Source organism: Kitasatospora sp. NPDC004615 (assembly GCF_042873545.1).
GTDB lineage: Bacteria > Actinomycetota > Actinomycetes > Streptomycetales > Streptomycetaceae > Kitasatospora.
In genome coordinates this window covers 79,304-95,597 of record NZ_JBIALQ010000009.1, presented here as the reverse complement: position 1 = coordinate 95,597, position 16,294 = coordinate 79,304, and the positions used below count along the sequence as shown (strand labels likewise).

The 16,294-nt window shown below is 72.1% G+C and carries 14 protein-coding genes and 1 riboswitch; of the genes, 5 read left to right on the top strand and 9 right to left on the bottom strand.

The features are described 5' to 3' along the window. Positions 1-80 precede the first annotated feature (80 nt). Positions 81-1,022: a cobalamin biosynthesis protein gene (locus ACFYS8_RS28560; RefSeq protein ID WP_387646204.1), complete on the bottom strand. Its 942-nt coding sequence runs from the start codon at positions 1,020-1,022 to the stop codon at positions 81-83. Positions 1,023-1,075: 53 nt separating this feature from the next. Further along, positions 1,076-1,158, bottom strand: a riboswitch (cobalamin riboswitch). 175 nt (positions 1,159-1,333) lie between these two features. On the opposite strand from ACFYS8_RS28560, the gene ACFYS8_RS28555 reads away from it, so the two are divergent. The 5 genes from ACFYS8_RS28555 to ACFYS8_RS28535 all read left to right on the top strand — a co-directional run bounded on the left by ACFYS8_RS28555 (position 1,334) and on the right by ACFYS8_RS28535 (position 6,580). Beyond that, the gene (locus tag ACFYS8_RS28555) at positions 1,334-1,843 is read left to right on the top strand and encodes a hypothetical protein (RefSeq protein WP_387646201.1); all 510 of its coding nucleotides are present in this window, start codon (positions 1,334-1,336) and stop codon (positions 1,841-1,843) included. 82 nt (positions 1,844-1,925) lie between these two features. Beyond that, entirely contained in the window at positions 1,926-2,561 is a 636-nt protein-coding gene (locus ACFYS8_RS28550) for an RNA polymerase sigma factor (protein ID WP_387646198.1), read from the top strand. Continuing rightward, a complete protein-coding gene (locus ACFYS8_RS28545) occupies positions 2,558-3,613 on the top strand; it encodes a CU044_5270 family protein (protein WP_387646196.1) in 1,056 nt (351 codons plus the stop codon). The genes ACFYS8_RS28550 and ACFYS8_RS28545 overlap by 4 nt, the downstream gene beginning before the upstream one ends. Before the next feature lie 154 nt (positions 3,614-3,767). Then, on the top strand, positions 3,768-4,877 hold the full coding sequence (locus ACFYS8_RS28540; protein WP_387646193.1) for an alpha/beta hydrolase: 1,110 nt from the start codon (positions 3,768-3,770) through the stop codon (positions 4,875-4,877). A gap of 206 nt (positions 4,878-5,083) precedes the next feature. Next, positions 5,084-6,580: a hypothetical protein gene (locus tag ACFYS8_RS28535; RefSeq protein WP_387646191.1), complete on the top strand. Its 1,497-nt coding sequence runs from the start codon at positions 5,084-5,086 to the stop codon at positions 6,578-6,580. Positions 6,581-6,695: 115 nt separating this feature from the next. Here the strand turns inward: ACFYS8_RS28535 and ACFYS8_RS28530 are convergent, their stop codons facing one another. The 8 genes from ACFYS8_RS28530 to ACFYS8_RS28495 all read right to left on the bottom strand — a co-directional run bounded on the left by ACFYS8_RS28530 (position 6,696) and on the right by ACFYS8_RS28495 (position 16,169). Beyond that, positions 6,696-7,574 carry a CDP-alcohol phosphatidyltransferase family protein gene (locus ACFYS8_RS28530; RefSeq protein ID WP_387646189.1) on the bottom strand — a complete coding sequence of 293 codons (879 nt, stop codon included), beginning with the start codon at positions 7,572-7,574 and terminating at the stop codon, positions 6,696-6,698. After that, the gene (locus tag ACFYS8_RS28525; protein WP_387646187.1) at positions 7,561-8,238 is read right to left on the bottom strand and encodes a phosphatidylserine decarboxylase; all 678 of its coding nucleotides are present in this window, start codon (positions 8,236-8,238) and stop codon (positions 7,561-7,563) included. Before ACFYS8_RS28525 ends, ACFYS8_RS28530 begins: the two co-directional genes overlap by 14 nt. A 434-nt stretch (positions 8,239-8,672) precedes the next feature. Further along, a complete protein-coding gene (locus ACFYS8_RS28520) occupies positions 8,673-9,875 on the bottom strand; it encodes an acyl-CoA dehydrogenase family protein (protein ID WP_387646185.1) in 1,203 nt (400 codons plus the stop codon). Positions 9,876-10,011: 136 nt separating this feature from the next. Continuing rightward, a complete protein-coding gene (locus tag ACFYS8_RS28515; protein WP_387646653.1) occupies positions 10,012-10,509 on the bottom strand; it encodes a MaoC family dehydratase in 498 nt (165 codons plus the stop codon). A gap of 2 nt (positions 10,510-10,511) precedes the next feature. After that, the gene (locus ACFYS8_RS28510; protein ID WP_387646182.1) at positions 10,512-11,471 is read right to left on the bottom strand and encodes an HpcH/HpaI aldolase/citrate lyase family protein; all 960 of its coding nucleotides are present in this window, start codon (positions 11,469-11,471) and stop codon (positions 10,512-10,514) included. A 23-nt stretch (positions 11,472-11,494) separates the two neighbouring features. Further along, a complete protein-coding gene (locus ACFYS8_RS28505; protein ID WP_387646180.1) occupies positions 11,495-13,519 on the bottom strand; it encodes a protein meaA in 2,025 nt (674 codons plus the stop codon). Then, positions 13,519-14,889 (bottom strand): crotonyl-CoA carboxylase/reductase, encoded by a 1,371-nt coding sequence (gene ccrA / locus ACFYS8_RS28500; RefSeq protein WP_387646177.1) that lies wholly within the window; start codon positions 14,887-14,889, stop codon positions 13,519-13,521. The genes ACFYS8_RS28505 and ccrA overlap by 1 nt, the downstream gene beginning before the upstream one ends. Positions 14,890-15,257: 368 nt before the next feature. Beyond that, the gene (locus ACFYS8_RS28495) at positions 15,258-16,169 is read right to left on the bottom strand and encodes a TetR family transcriptional regulator (protein ID WP_387646174.1); all 912 of its coding nucleotides are present in this window, start codon (positions 16,167-16,169) and stop codon (positions 15,258-15,260) included. Positions 16,170-16,294: the final 125 nt, after the last annotated feature.

Sequence of the window (16,294 nt, the reverse complement as noted above, 5' to 3'; positions counted from 1 at the left end):
TCGGGCGAAAGCCCAACGATCGTCGAACTCGCCGTTCCGCACGGCCAGTTGCACCCACCGCGCGGGCAGCGCGGCCGGGTTCACCCGCGCCGCCGTCCGGCCAGAACCGCCCGCGCGGCGAGCGTCACGCCCAGCGCGAGCACGCCGACCCGGCGGGAGAGACGACAGGCACGGTCGATGTCGGCCGGGCCGACCGGCGGCAGGCCCGCGCCCAGCACCGGCCGGTGCTCGACCCGCTCGCCGTAGCGCAGCGTCCCGCCCAGCTGCACGCCGAGGGCACCGGCGAACGCGGCTTCCGCCTGGCCCGCGTTCGGGCTCGGGTGCGCGGAGCCGTCCCGGCGCCAGACCCGCCAGGTCCGGGCGGGCGAGTCCGACGCTGCGACGGTCAGCAGCGCGGTGAGCCGGGCGCCCGGCCAGCCCGCGAGGTCGTCGAGACGGGCCGAGGCCCAGCCGAAGCGGTGGTAGCGCGCCGACTTGTGACCGACCATCGCGTCCAGCGTGTTCACGGCCCGGAACGCCAGCAGCCCCGGAACGCCCGCCAGACCGCCCCACACCAGCGCGTTGACGACCGCGTCGGCGGTGTTCTCCGCGACGGACTCGACCACTGCCCGGGCCACCTGCTGCTCGTCCAGCCCCGACGGGTCACGCCCGCACAGGTGCGGCAACCGCTCCCGAGCCGCCGTCAGATCCTCGGCGGCCAGCGACCGTCCGATGGCCCGGGCCTCCCGGGTGAGCGACGTCCCGCCCAGGACGGTGAACGTCGCACCCGCGGTCAGCGCCGCCGCGGCGAGCGGCGAGCGACGGACGGCCCGCGCGACGAGCGCCGCCCCGCCCCCGACGGCGCCGACGGCGAGTGCGGTGTGCAGGGCTCCCGCCCCGCGGTGGTCGCGCCACAGCCGGCGCTCCAACCGGGCCGCGGCAGTGCCGAACAGGGCGACGGGGTGTCCGCGCCGGGGGTCTCCGAGCCGGGCGTCCGCGAGATACCCCGCGACCGCGCCCACCAGGTACGGGGCAGCCCGCATGGCGTTGTGTCCTCACTCAGGGTCCGCGCCCTGGATCGACGGAACGAAGGCCAGAGTCTCCTGACTTCCGGTCACCCCCGCGCGGGGTGAACGGTCACAGTGGCGGGACCGCGCCGGACTCGAACCGGCTTCCTCTGCTTGCCTCCGTTTGGCCCGAAGATCCCACCACGCCCGCTTCGGGCCAGTCAACCGAGGCGCCGGACGAGTTGGTCACACCCCGCCCACTGCTGGGGCCGAGGTCAGCGCGCATCCGACGGGCCCTAGGATGCAGCCACATTCGACGCCCGGACGGGCGGGGCGGGGGAGGAATCGTGCGACAACTGGTCCGGCGCACCGTGCCGGTGGCCGCGGTCCTGGCCGCCCTGGTGGCGCTCTCGGGGTGCACGGTTGCGAGCGATGCCGTCGCAGGGATCTCCGTGAACGAGGACGGCCGGCCGCTCGGCGTCATGCTGGTCTGCGGCCACCGGATCGACGGAGCGACGCTCTCCACCAGCGAGGGCAGCCACCAGGAGACGATCGGCACCTGGACCGCCCGCACCGCCCTCGAGCCCGGGCTGACCACCTGGACCCTGGACGCCCCCGCCGACGGCTGGGAGACAGGCAAGTCCGCCACCCCGCTCGACGCCGGCACCACCTACCACCTCCACGGCTGGACCAAGGACAACTCCCGGTCGTCGACCGCCACTTCCTTCACCCCCGAGGACCTGAAGCAGCTCACCCCGGGAACCGTCCGCTACGACGGCACCGCCGCCGACGGCAGCGGCATCACGCTCACCGTCCCCGTCGCGGAGTTCCAGGCCTCGGCCTGCCGGAAGCACTGACCGCGCCCGAGCCGGGCCTCACCGGCCCCGGCCAGTGACCTGCGTCACGGGAACCGGTGCGCCTGCCCGGACAAGGCATGACGTGAACCATCCACACTCCCGGCTGCGCGCCGGGAATCCCGAAGCGTTCCGTGACCTGTTCCGGGACCACTTCTCGCTGGTGTACCGCCACGCCGTGCGCGTGACCGGGAACTGGACCCTGGCCGAGGACGTGGTCTCGCTGACCTTCCTGGAGGCCTGGCGCCTGCGCGGGAAGCTCCGCGACGAGGGCGACAGCCCGCGCCCCTGGCTGATGGGCATCGCCGTGAACGTGCTGCGCAACACGACGCGCGCCGCCCGCCGCCACAGCGCGGCCATGTCCCGGATGCCGGCCGCCGACGTGGTCCCCGACTTCGCGGACGAACTCGTCGGCCGGATGGCCGACTCCGAGGAACTCGCGGCCGCCCGCAAGGCCCTGGCGCGGCTGCGGCGCTCGGAACGCGAGGTCTTCGCGCTGTGCGTCTGGTCCGGGCTCGGCTACGCCGAAGCGGCGACCACCCTCGGCGTGCCCGTCGGCACCGTGCGCTCGCGCCTGTCCCGCGCCCGCACCCGACTGCGCAAACTCGCGGACGAGGAACTGCGCGCCGCGAGAAAAAACCCGGAACCCCTCCCGATCCCCGGACAAGTACTGGGCAGCCGCGACACCGCGGCCCGGCCGCACAAGGAGACGCACCGATGATCCGCAACCTGCGGCGGCGCAACGAACCGCTCGACCACGCGGAACTGGCCCGCCTCCTGCCCGCACCGGCCGACCCCCGCCTGGCGGCCGACCGCCAGCACCTGCTCGAGGAGCACCTGATGAGCGAGATCCACCGGTCCGACCCCACCCCCGCGCCCGCCCCGGCCCGGCGCCCGCTGCGCCGCACCGCACTGATCGCGGTGCCGGTCGCCGCGGCCGCTGCCCTCGCCGTGGTCGTCTCCTTGGCCGGCTCGCCCGACACCACGACGGTGGCGGCTCCGAAGCTGGTCAAGGCGCCCGTCGTGCAGATCGACGAGGGGAGCGCGGTCAAGGTCACCTCGACGGTACGTGAGCTCGCCGCTGCCGCGACGGCGAACCCCACGCCCCAGCCCGGAGCGGGCCAGTACATCTACATCAAGAGCCGGGTCTCCTTCCTGGCCTCCAGCTTCAACGGGGACACCGGGGAGTCCGCCACCTGGGTCCAGCCGCTGCACGACCGCGAGGCGTGGAAGTCCCTCGACGGCACCAAGGGCTGGCTGGACGAGCCGGGTTACCAGGCCAAGGGCGGCATCGAGCTGGGCAGCGACGAGCCCCGCAAGGACCTGACCTACAAGTGGCTCGCGGCCCAGCCCGCCGACCCCGACGCGCTGCTGAAATTCGCCTACTCGACGGCGAGCGGCAACCACGACCGTGACCAGGAGGCGTTCAACGAGATCGGCTCCATCATCCGCGAGCAGCTCGTGCCGTCCGCCCTCGCCGGCGCGCTTTACGAGGCGGCCGGCAAGATCCCGGGCGTCGTGGTGGTCGAGCACGCGCAGGACGCCTCCGACCGCGACGGGATCGCGCTGGCGCGGCTGGACCCGCAGACCGGCGAGCGGTCGGAGTGGATCTTCGACCGGGACAGCCACCAGTACATCGGCAGCCGCGGCGTGCAGATCCGGGAGGTCAACGGCGTCAAGCCCGGCACCGTCGTGGAGCGCACCAGCATCGTCACCCGCGCGGTCGTCGACGCCAACAAGCAGCGCCCCGGGGCCGGCCAGGCCAAGGCCTGACACCCCCGCACCGGCCGGGGCCACCACCCCGGCCGGTGCCGCAGGTGAAGGGCGAAGCCCGCGAACGTCACTCCCAGCGGGGCCCCGGCTCGCCGGACGGCCGGTGGGCGGGTGCACTGGAGGCAAAGCACCCGCCAGCCCCCGGGAGACCGCCATGCGTTGGGGAACCGCCGCCGTTGTCGCAGCCGCCGCCGCAGGGACCGGAGCGGCGGCGTTCCTGCTGCTCGGCCGGAAGGTGTCGGACCAGGTGGTGCAGCCGGGTACGGCCGCGCCGCCGCGGGTCGAAGTGCTGGAGCTCGGGCCGGGCCGGGTGGCGCTGACCGCGACCCCGGACACCGTCCGGCGCGGGCACTACGCGCTGGAGTGGGACGAGGGCGGCCACGCCGTGGTCGGCGAGGTGCTCGGTTCGGGCGGCGGGCGGGTCACCCGGCGGCTGGAGCGCGCCGAGTACGGGACGCTCGCCGTCGGCACCGAGGTCCGGATCACGGCCCGGGTGCTGACCGGCGACCCGCGCTCCGCGCTCGGTCTGGACTTCGTGGAGACCGCCGTGGTCGGCGAGCTGGGGGCGTTCCCGGCCTGGCGCACCCCCGGGATCCGCGGCACCTGGGCGGTGCTGATCCACGGCGCGGCCGCCGACCGTTCGCAGGCGCTGCCCGTGCTGCGGCTGCTGCACTCGCTGCGGATGCCCACGCTGACGGTCACCTACCGGGGCGACGCCGGCGCCCCCGCGTCGCCGGACGGGCTGGCGCACTTCGGCGAGACCGAGTGGCAGGACATCGACGCGGCGATCCGCACCGCGCTCGACCTCGGCGCGGGCAAGGTGGTGCTGTGCGGCTGGTCGATCGGCGCGACCATCGCGCTGCACACCGCCGCGCACTCCGCCCACCGGGGGCAGATCGGCGGGCTGGTGCTGGACTCCCCGGTACTGGACTGGGAGGAGTCGGTGCGCCGGGCGGCGGGGTGGTTCGGGGCGTCCCCGATGCTCGCCGAGCTCGGCACCCTCGCCGCGCAGGGCCGCACCGGCGTGGACCTGGCCGGCTTCGCCCGGATCTCGTCCGGCGCCGACCTCGCCTCCCCCGCACTGCTGCTGCAGAGCCCGGACGACCCACTCACACCGTGGGCGGCGGCCCGGCGGTTCGCGTCCGAGCGGGACGACCTGGTGAGCCTGCACCCGGTGCCGCACGCGCAGCACGCGGCGCTGTGGAACGCCGACCCGGCCGGGTACACCGAGGCGCTGCGCCGGTTCCTCACCCCGCTGCTGTGAGGGCCGGGCGGGAACCGGAAGCGGGCCCGCCGCGTCCTCATATCGGAGTGATCACGCTTCACGCCATGTCCATGCCGGAAAGTGGAGTTGTTCGTCCCGCTTTGGCCCGGCTTGTCCGTCCGTCGTTCGAAGGGTTCGGACAATACTCCGAGACAGCCCGGCAGCCGATGTGACAGAAGGCCCGTGCAAGGGGAAGACTGCACGGCGTGACGTCTCGGAACCCGCGCGACCGTGATGCCCCGCACCCGCCCCACCGCACCGGTGCGACGGTGACCCGTCTGCCCGGTACGGCCGTCGGGCGTGCGGAGGGCACCGTACCCGCAGCCAACCGCCGCCGGGTACCCGCCAAGCCCGGACGAGGCCGAGTGCCCGTCCCGGACGGCTTTCCCGCACCCGCCGAACTCGCCCCGCTGGCCCGCCGGATGCTCGCCGACGCGGTCCGCGTCGCCCGCTGGGCCGGCGAGCTCACCGAGGTCGACAAGCGCGGCGAACTCCTCCCCGAGGACGCCCGCGCCGCCGGCCGCGCCCTCGCCATGACGGTCGGCGCCGCCGCCAACGCCTGGGGTCAGGCGCTGCTGGTCGGCCTGGTCGAGCTCCGCGACGGCGGCGCCGGACCTGGCTGGCGGCTGCACGCCTGGGAACGCGACGACGAGGCGGTGGTCCGCGGCTGGTCCGCGCTGTTCGACGCCTGGACGCTGCTCGCCCCGGTGCCGCCCGCCGCGCTGCGCGGGGTGTTCGCCCAGCTGGCCGGCCAGGCCGTCGACCAGGCCCCGCAGCTGCTGTCCTTCCTGCACCTGGTGGACGGGCCGGTCGCCGACAGCGAACTGCTCGAACTGCTCCGCCGCGGCCTCGACGAGCGCCGCCTCGGCCCGAGCAGCGGCACCTTCCCGCTCTCCCCGGTCCCGCACGCCGCCTCCGCGGTCTCCGCGGTCCGCGGCACCTGCCGGGAGCCGCAGATCGACACCCCGCACTCGTCGGCCGACGTGGCCGCCGTGCTGGACTGGATGCTCGACGGCCTGGCCGCCGTCGGCGCGCTCGGCCGGCAGGACGAGGCCGCCGAGCTCTCCCCGCTCGGCCACTGGGCGGTGCGCGCCAAGCTGGAGGAGATCTGCACCGTCGCGCAGACCGCCGCCGGGCACATCGAACAGAGCGCCCTCGAACTGCTCAGCGCCTGCGCCGACTACAGCCCAGGACCGGCCCGCGCCGAGTTCCGGGCCTGGGTCGCCGCCCGCCCCGCCGACCGGGCCGTCGCCGAACTCCTCGAAGCCGCCCGCGGCGAGGACGCGCTGGTCCGCGGTCTGGCCTTCGAGGCACTGCGGGTGGTGGCCGGCTCCACCGCCGAGCAGGGCGTCCGGGGCGCCGTCGAGGAGCCCGTCCTGCGGCCCTACGCGCTGCTCTGGCTGGCCGAACAGCTGGACGAGGGGGGCGCCTCCCCGGCCGACGTGCTGGGCGCGGAGGACGCCGCCTGGCTGTGGGTGGACACGGCGGCCGCCGTGCTCGACCACGGCGAGACCGACCTGCTGGTCGGCCACGTCGAGGGCGCCTCTGCGGGCGAACCCGTCCGCCTGTTCAACCGCGCCCGCCAGTCCGGCCACCCGCGCGCCGCGAGCGTCCTGACGGCCGTCGCCTCCGTCCACCCCGACCCGGCAGTCGCCCGCGCCGCCCGCCGCAGCGCCTTCTCGGTCCACACCGGCGGGGCCTGATTCCCAAGCCCCGCAGGGGCGCGGGGAACTGCGCGAAGGGGAACACGACAACGAGGAAGCCGCCCTCCCGGAGAATCTCCAGGAGGGCGGCTTCCTCGCGTATCGGGCTTCGGGGCTAGCCCCGGTTCTCAGCGCGGCGGGCGCGGACCACGCCGACCTTCTCGCCGACCTTGCGGCGGATGACCAGCAGCGGCGCCATCGCGGCCAGCGCGATCTGGGCGAGCGCGCCGATGTGCATCAGGGTGTCGCCGCCGGGCAGGCCCGCGGCCCAGGCCGCCAGGCAGCCGATGGAGACCACGATCCAGGCCACCGTCGCGGTGGCCAGCAGGCCCTGCGGCTTGGGGTACTCGATCCGGCTGACCATCAGGTAGGCCACGCCGAAGATCAGCAGCAGGCCGGGGACGAACGGCGGGTCGAGCAGCACGATCGCGATGACGGTCATGGCGCCCATCGGGCAGGGCATGCCCTGGAAGATCCCCGGCCGCATCTTCACGGCGGAGAACCTGGCAAGCCGCAGCACCACCGCCAGCAGCACGGTCAGCGCGATGAACGCGGACAGTTGCTGGTTGGAGCCGGTGGAGACCAGGCCCCAGACCGCGACGAAGTACGCCGGCGCGATGCCGAAGCTGATCAGGTCGGCGAGGTTGTCGAGCTCGGCGCCGAGCGCGGAGGAGCGCAGCTTGCGCGCCACCAGGCCGTCGAAGAGGTCGCACATGGCGCCGACCAGCAGCAGCGTGACGACGGTGGCCGCACTGTGCTTGACGGGCGCGTTCGACTCACCGGTGAGGTGCGGCATCAAAATGCCGGTGGTGGTCGAGTAGATGGCCAGGAAGCCGCAGACGGCGTTTCCCAGCGTCAGGAAGTCGGCGGTGGACAGGTGCTGGGGGGAGCGGGGCGCGCGGAGTTCGCGGTCCCGCGCCCAGCGGCGGCGGCGCAGTTCGGTGGATTCCTCGTCACCGAGGCCCACTAGGGTTTCCGGATCAGTCACGGTCAAGGCGAGTCACCCCGGCGGTGGTCTTCTGGCCGACCGTGACGCCAACCTCGACGCCCGCCGGCAGGTAGGTGTCGACGCGGGAGCCGAAGCGGATCAGGCCGACCCGCTCGCCCTGCTCGACCTTGGTGCCGGCGTCCATGTACGGGACGATGCGGCGGGCGACGGCGCCCGCGATCTGCACCATCTCGATGTCGCCGAGCTCGGTGTCGAAGTGCCACACGACGCGCTCGTTGCGGTCGCTGTCCTTGTTGAACGCCGGGACGAATCCACCGGCGATGTGCTCGACGGACGTCACGCTGCCGGCCAGCGGCGCGCGGTTGACGTGGACGTTGAGCGGGCTCATGAAGATCGCGACCCGGGTGCGGCCGTCCGGCCACTCGTCGATGGACTGGACCACACCGTCGGCCGGGGAGATCACTCTGCCGGCGCCGATCTCACGCTCGGGGTCGCGGAAGAACCACAGCATGCCCGCGCTGAGCGCGCAGGCCGGCACGGCCGCCAGGGCCCACTTGCCGGAGCGCCGGGTGAGGGCGGTCGTCACGGCGGCGGTGGCCAGCGTGGGAACGAACCAGGGGGTGGCACCGCGCGCAATGGTCACGCGGGGACGCCGACCCTCGGGGGCGAAACCCTGGGCGGAGGTGTGAGGGGACGGGCTGATGGGCATCGAGGACCTTTTGTCGCGGGCCCCGCGCGGGAACACTGAATGGCCCCTGGACGAGGGCCACCGCGGGGATCGAGTTGTGTGGGACGGCTGCTGTCCCGGTGGATGCTATCGGGACCTGCCGGTATCTGGGCAAGCCGCCTGCTAGTCGAACTACGCCTGCCTGCCGAGTCGGGCACCTGCTATGTGTACGACCGTAACCGGACTGGGTCCGGTTCCCCAAGAGGTCCCGGGTCACGGGTGATTCACGTCTCAGTGACACGCCGGTCACAGGCAGTGCGGGGAAGCGGCCGCCCGGCGCGTACCTGGGGAAACGCGCCGGGCGACCGCATCAAGTGCCGTGCCCGCCTGGTCCGGCTGACCAGGCCGGGGGCGGGCACGGACGGGCCGGCGGCGGGCCCGCACGCCCGCCTTTCCGGCCCGGTATCAGGACGGTCTCAGTCGGCGAGCCGGTACTCCTCGAGCAGACGGCGTCCCACGATCATCTTCTGGATCTCCGCCGTACCTTCACCGATCAGCAGCATCGGGGCCTCCCGGTACAGCCGCTCGATCTCGTACTCCTTGGAGAAGCCGTAGCCGCCGTGGATCCGGAACGAGTCCTCGACGACCTCCTTGCAGTACTCGGAGGCCAGGTACTTCGCCATGCCGGCCTCGAGGTCGTTGCGCTGCCCGCTGTCCTTCTTACGGGCGGCCATCACCATCATCTGGTGCGCGGCCTCGACCTTGGTGGCCATCTCGGCGAGCTTGAACTGGATCGCCTGGTGCTCGGCGATCTTCTTGCCGAAGGTGGTGCGCTGCTGGGCGTACGCGATGCCCAGCTCGAACGCCCGGCGGGCCACGCCGCAGCCGCGGGCGGCCACGTTGACCCGGCCGACCTCGACGCCGTCCATCATCTGGTAGAAGCCCTTGCCGGGGACGCCGCCGAGGATCCGGTCCGCCGGGACGCGGACGTCCTGGAGCACCAGCTCGGTGGTGTCGACGCCCTTGTAGCCCATCTTCTCGATCTTGCCGGGCACGGTGAGGCCGGGGACGGTCTCGTTCGGCCCGAAGCCCGGGGTCTTCTCGATCAGGAAGGTGGTCATGTTCTTGTAGGGCGTGTTGCCGCCCTCGTCGGTCTTGCACAGCACCGCGACGACGCTGGACGTGCCGCCGTTGGTCAGCCACATCTTCTGGCCGTTCAGGACGTAGAAGTCCCCGTCCTTGACGCCCTTGGTGGAGATCGCCGAGACGTCGGAGCCGAGGCCCGGCTCGGACATCGAGAAGGCGCCGCGCAGCTCGCCGGCGGCCATCTTCGGCAGGAAGTAGTCCTTCTGTTCCTGGGTGCCGTGCGCGTTGATCATGTGCGCCACGATGAAGTGGGTGTTGACGATGCCGGAGACCGACATCCAGCCGCGGGCGATCTCCTCCACCACCAGGGCGTAGGTGAGCAGCGACTCGCCGAGGCCGCCGAACTCCTCGGGGATGGTCAGCCCGAACAGGCCGAGCTGCTTCATGCCCTCGACGATGGCGGTCGGGTACTCGTCCTTGTGCTCCAGCTCGGTCGCGACCGGAATGATCTCCTTGTCGACGAACTCCCGCACGGTGGCGAGGATGTCCCGCTGGATCTCGGTGAGGCCGTCGGTCTGTGCGAGGCGTCCCATCGTGCGGCTCCGTGACTGCTCAAGAGGGTTGGGGGTTGGGGGGCTCCGCGGCGCGTGGCTGCCGCGGAGCCCCCGGGAACCGGGTAGGGGCTGGGCCGATGACGGCGGCCCGCCCGTCCGGGGTCTGGAAGGGGCGTCAGGCCAGCGGCTCGGGGCGACCGGGCTGCTCGCCGCCGCGCTCCTTGATGTACGTCTCGGTCGGCACCATCACCTTGCGGCGGAAGATGCAGACGACCGTGCCGTCCTGCTTGTAGCCCTTGGTCTCGACGTAGACGATGCCGCGGTCCGGCTTCGAGGTGAGGTTCTTGTCGAGAACGGTGGTCTCGCCGTAGATGGTGTCGCCGTGGAAGGTCGGCGCGATGTGGCGCAGCGACTCGATCTCCAGGTTGGCGATCGCCTTGCCGGAGACGTCCGGGACGGACATGCCCAGCAGCAGCGAGTAGATGTAGTTGCCGACCACCACGTTCTTGCCCTGCACGGTGGTGGTCGCGTAGTTGGCGTCCATGTGCAGCGGGTGGTGGTTCATGGTCAGCAGGCAGAAGAGATGGTCGTCGTACTCGGTGACGGTCTTTCCGGGCCAGTGCTTGTAGACCGCGCCGACCTCGAACTCCTCGTAGGTGCGTCCGAACTGCATGGTCACGCCTCCGGGATCTCGAACTTGCTGGTGCGCTGCATGCCCGCGGCGCGGCCCTTGCCGGCGATGACCAGGGCCATCTTGCGGCTGGCCTCGTCGATCATCTCGTCGCCGAGCATCGCCGAGCCCTTGGCGCCGCCCGCCTCGGAGGTGCACCAGTCGTAGGCGTCGAGGATCAGCTCGGCGTGGTCGTAGTCGTCCTGGCCGGGCGAGTAGATCTCGTTCGCGGCGGCGACCTGGTCCGGGTGCAGCACCCACTTGCCGTCGAAGCCGAGGGCGGCGGAGCGGCGGGCGACCTCGCGGTAGCCCTCCTGGTTGCGGATCTGCAGGTAGGGGCCGTCGATGGCCTGCAGGTCGTTGGCGCGGGCGGCCATCAGGATGCGCATCAGGATGTAGTGGTAGGCGTCGGCGCCGTAGCCGGGCGGCTGCTCGCCGACCACCAGGGACTTCATGTTGATGGAGGCCATGAAGTCGGCCGGGCCGAAGATGATGGTCTCCAGACGCGGCGAGGCGGCGGCGATCGCGTCGACGTTGATCAGGCCCTTGGCGTTCTCGATCTGCGCCTCGATGCCGATCTTGCCGACCTCCAGGCCGACGGTCTTCTCGATCTGGGTGAGCAGCAGGTCCAGCGCGATCACCTGCTGGGCGTCCTGCACCTTGGGCAGCATGATGCAGTCCAGGTTCTGGCCGGCGCCCTCGACGACGGTGATGACGTCGCGGTAGGTCCAGTGCGTGGTCCAGTCGTTGACCCGGACGACCCGGGTCTTGCCGCCCCAGTCACCGTTGTTCAGGGCGTCCACGATGGTGTGGCGGGCGCCTTCCTTGGCCAGCGGGGCGCAGGCGTCCTCCAGGTCCAGGAAGACCTGGTCGGCGGGCAGGCCCTGGGCCTTCTCCAGGAAGCGCGGGTTGCTGCCCGGTACGGCCAGGCAGGAACGGCGCGGACGGAGGCGGTTCACAGTCATTTTGAGAGGTGTTCCTTCCGGGGTCAGCTGGTCGCGGCGGTGGTCGCGGCCCACGGCTGAAGCCTGTTGGCCAGCCGGATCTCGTCCACGATCCGGCCGATGATGGTGGTGATGCCGAAGTCCTTGGGTGTGAACACGGCAGCGACTCCGGCGGCCTTGAGGGCCTCGGCATCCGCTGCGGGGATGATTCCACCCACGATCACCGGCACATCCTCCACCCCCGCGCGGCGCAGCCGCTGCAGGACGTCGGGCACCAGCTCGGGGTGCGCTCCGGAGAGGATGGACAGGCCCACGCAGTGCACGTCCTCCGCGACAGCGGCGGAGACGATCTGCTCGGGCGTCAGACGGATGCCCTGGTAGACCACCTCGAAACCGGCGTCGCGGGCCCGGACGGCGATCTGCTCGGCGCCGTTGGAGTGCCCGTCCAGGCCGGGCTTGCCGACCAGCAGGCGGAGCTTGCCGGTGCCGAGCTCGGCGGCGGTGGCGGCCACGGCCTCGCGGACGGCGGCGAGTTCGCCGCCCGGCTCGGCGGCGACCGCGACCGGCGCGCCGCCGACCCCGGTGGGGGCGCGGTACTCGCCGAACACCTCGCGCAGCGCGAACGACCACTCGCCGGTGGTGGCGCCGGCCCGGGCGCAGGCCAGGGTGGCGTCCATCAGGTTCTCCTCGGTGACGGCCACCTCCTTGAGGCGGGCGAGCGCGGTCTGCACCGCGGCCTCGTCCCGACTGCCGCGCCAGGCCTCCAGGTTGGCCAGCACGGAGCGCTCGGACGCCGGGTCGACCACCATGATGGCGGTGTCCAGGTCGGCGGTGAGCGGGCTTTCCTCGGTGGTGTCGAAGCAGTTGACGCCGACGATCCGGTCCTCGCCGGCCTCGATCCGGGCCCGCCGGGCGGCGTGCGAGGCCACCAGGTTGGACTTCAGGTAGCCGGACTCGACGGCCGGGATCACCCCGCCCATCCCCAGCACCTTGGCGATCTCCGCCTCGGCGCCGGCCAGCAGCTCCTCGGTCTTCTCCTCGACCACGTGCGAGCCGTTGAACAGGTCGCCGTACTCCAGCAGGTCCGACTCGTACGCCAGCACCTGCTGGATCCGCAGCGACCACTGCTGGTCCCACGGCCGCGGCAGGCCCAACGCCTCGTTCCAGGCCGGGAGTTGGACGGCACGCGCGCGGGCGTCCTTGGACAGCGTGACGGCCAGCATCTCCAGCACGATGCGCTGGACGTTGTTCTCCGGCTGCGCCTCGGTCAGGCCCAGCGAGTTGACCTGCACGCCGTAGCGGAAGCGCCGCTGCTTGGCGTCCTCGATGCCGTAGCGCTCGCGGGTGACCTTCTCCCAGAGCCGGGTGAAGGCCCGCATCTTGCACATCTCCTCGACGAAGCGGACGCCCGCGTTGACGAAGAAGGAGATCCGGGCGACCACCTCGCCCATCCGCTCGGCCGGGACCTGCCCGGAGTCGCGGACGGCGTCCAGGACGGCGATCGCCGTGCACATCGAGTAGGCGATCTCCTGGACCGGGGTGGCCCCGGCCTCCTGCAGGTGGTAGCTGCAGATGTTGATCGGGTTCCACTTCGGGATGTGCGCCACCGTGTAGGCGATCATGTCGGTGATCAGCCGTACCGACGGGCCGGGCGGGAAGACGTGCGTCCCGCGCGACAGGTACTCCTTGACGATGTCGTTCTGGGTGGTGCCGGTGAGCTTGGCGATGTCCGCGCCCTGCTCCTCGGCGACCACCTGGTACAGCGCCAGCAGCCACATGGCGGTGGCGTTGATGGTCATCGAGGTGTTGGTGCGCTCCAGCGGGATCCCGTCGAACAGGGTCCGCATGTCGCCCAGGTGCCCGACCGGCACGCCGACCCGGCCGACCTCGCCGCGGGCGAGGACGTGGTCGGAGTCGTAGCCGGTCTGGGTCGGCAGGTCGAAGGCCACCGACAGGCCGGTCTGGCCCTTGGCGAGGTTGCGCCGGTACAGCGCGTTGGAGTCGCTCGCGGTGGAGTGGCCGGCGTACGTGCGCATCAGCCAGGGGCGGTCGCGTTCCTGAGCAGCCATCAGATGTCCCGGCTGTGCTTGTTGTTCCGCTCGTCAAGCTCGCGGAAAAGATTGATCTTGTCGAGGTGCTTGGCGCGGAACTCGTGGTCGCGCACGCCCAGGCCCTCCTGCGGGGCCAGGCAGAGCACGCCGACCTTGCCCTGGTGCTTGTTGTGGTGCACGTCGAGGGCGGCCTGGCCGGTCTCCTCCAGCGTGTACACCTTGGACAGGGTCGGGTGGATCTTGCCCTTGGCGATCAGGCGGTTGGCCTCGAACGCCTCGCGGTAGTTGGCGAAGTGCGAGCCGACGATGCGCTTCAGCGACATCCACAGGTAGCGGTTGTCGTACTGGTGCATGTAGCCGGAGGTGGAGGCGCAGGTGACGATGGTGCCGCCCTTGCGGGTGACGTAGACGGACGCGCCGAAGGTCTCCCGGCCCGGGTGCTCGAAGACGATGTCGACGTCCTCGCCGCCGGTGAACTCGCGGATCTTCGCGCCGAGGCGCTTCCACTCGCGCGGGTCCTGGTTGTTCTCGTCCTTCCAGAACTTGTAGCCCTCGGCGGACCGGTCGATGATCGCCTCGGCGCCCATGGCCCGGCAGATGTCGGCCTTGGCGTCGTTGGAGACCACGCAGATCGGGGTGGCGCCGCCGGCCAGCGCGTACTGGGTGGCGTACGAGCCGAGGCCGCCGCTGGCGCCCCAGATCAGCACGTTGTCGCCCTGCTTCATGCCGGCGCCGTTGCGGCTCACCAGCTGGCGGTAGGCGGTGGAGTTGACCAGGCCCGGGGAGGCGGCCTCCTCCCAGGTGAGGTGCTTGGGCTTGGGCAGCAGCTGGTTGGTCTTCACCAGCGCGAGGTGGGCCAGGCCGCCGAAGTTGGTCTCGAAGCCCCAGATGCGCTGCTCCGGGTCCATCATCGTGTCGTTGTGGCCGTCGGCGGACTCCAGCTCGACGGACAGGCAGTGCGCGACGACCTCGTCGCCGGGCTGCCAGGCGTTGACGCCGGCGCCGGTGCGCAGCACCACGCCCGCCAGGTCGGAGCCGACCACGTGGTACGGCAGGTCGTGGCGCTTCGTCAGCGGGGAGAGCCGGCCGTAGCGCTCCAGGAAGGAGAAGGTGGAGACCGGCTCGAAGATCGAGCTCCACACGGTGTTGTAGTTGACGGCGCTGGCCATCACGGCGACCAGGGCCTCGCCCGGGCCGACCTCGGGCAGCGCGACGTCGTCCAGGTGGAGCGACTTGCGCGGGTCCTTGTCGCGGCTGGCGAGGCCGGCGAACATCTGCTCCTCGTCCTTGTGGAGCGTCACGGCCCGGTAGGACTCGGGCAGCGCGAGGCCCGCGTAGTCGGCGGACGTGGCGTTGCCGCTGAGGATCGCGTCGAGAATTTCCTGCATGGCTGCCTCCGAAGGCGTACCTGTGCGAGGGTCACAGGGCGTCTGGGGGAGCCGGGAGCGGACACCGGCTTCGCTGAGGGTCTGAGGATGGGTACTGCGGTGGTGCGACGGATGGGTGGAGTCGCGGGTGCACGTCCCCCAGGTGGGAGGACACCGGACGACGGCGCGCCGAGGTGGGGAGCCGCGGCGCCGCGACCGGTGGCAACAAAGTAGTGGCACCCTGTGCCACTCGTAAAGACACAGGGTGCCAACTTCTGGCGTGAGCCAGGACACGCGGCTCAGGGGGTTGACGGGAACACGCGAAGGCCCGTTCCCGAAACCGGGAACGGGCCTTCGATTCTGTCTGTCACCTGCGGAAACTGCCTGGATTACAGGGCACTTCGCCCGGCCAGCGCGGCCCGGATCGAATCCACCACGGTCTCCAGCGGGGCATCCGTGCGGGCCACTGTGATCAGCACCTCACCGCCCGGGCTGGCACTCAGTGCGCTCACGGCCGCCGGGTCCTCCGGCGGCACTCCGTCACCATTGGCACCCGGTGCCAAGGTGGTGCCGCGGCGGCGGGCACCGCTCGGCGGGGTCGGCCAGAACGTCCCCCGGATCACCTCGAAGGAGTGGTCGAGCTGCGCCTCCACGTCGCCGTACCCGCCGGCCCGCAGCCAGCGCCGCAGCACGTGGTTGTGCGCCGCGACCACCGCCGCCGCCGACACCTCGGCCAGCATCGAGTCGTCGTCCCCGCCGCGCTGCCAGCCCGGCGGGGTCTGCTCGGCCGCGTCGAACCGGCCCAGCAGGTACCGGGTGAACAGCCGCTCGTACCGGGAGACCACCGCGATCTCCCGCTCGCGCAGCGCCGGAACCTGCCGGATCAGCTGGTAGCGGGCCACCGACATGTCCGGGGTGGAGGCGTACATCCGCAGCACCTCCTTGATGCCCCGGCACACCACGTCCAGCGGGTGCTCCTCCGGCTCCGCGCTGGCCAGCAGGTCCGCCACCCGCACCAGGGTGTCGTCGTGGTCCGGGAAGATCGCCTCCTCCTTCGACCGGAAGTACCGGAAGAAGGTGCGCCGCGCCACGCCGGCGGCGGCCGCGATCTGATCGACCGTCGTCTCCTCGTACCCCTGGGTGGCGAACAGCTGCATGGCCGCTGCCGTGAGGTCCTGGCGCATCTGCAGCCGCTGGGCGGCGGCCCGGCGACTGCCCGGCCCGGACTCCACCCCCGACCGCGACTGGTCCGGCCCGGCGGCCGGCTGCTGCTGCTGGGAAAGCGAGGTCTGGCGATCCATGTCCGGAACGCTACACGCACCCGGTGCCGCCCCCGCCGGCCTGGCCCTGCGCACCGGCACCGAGGGCGGCACCACGGCGGGCCGCGGCCACCGCGAGGAGACCGCGCCGGACCCCCACGGGGGCC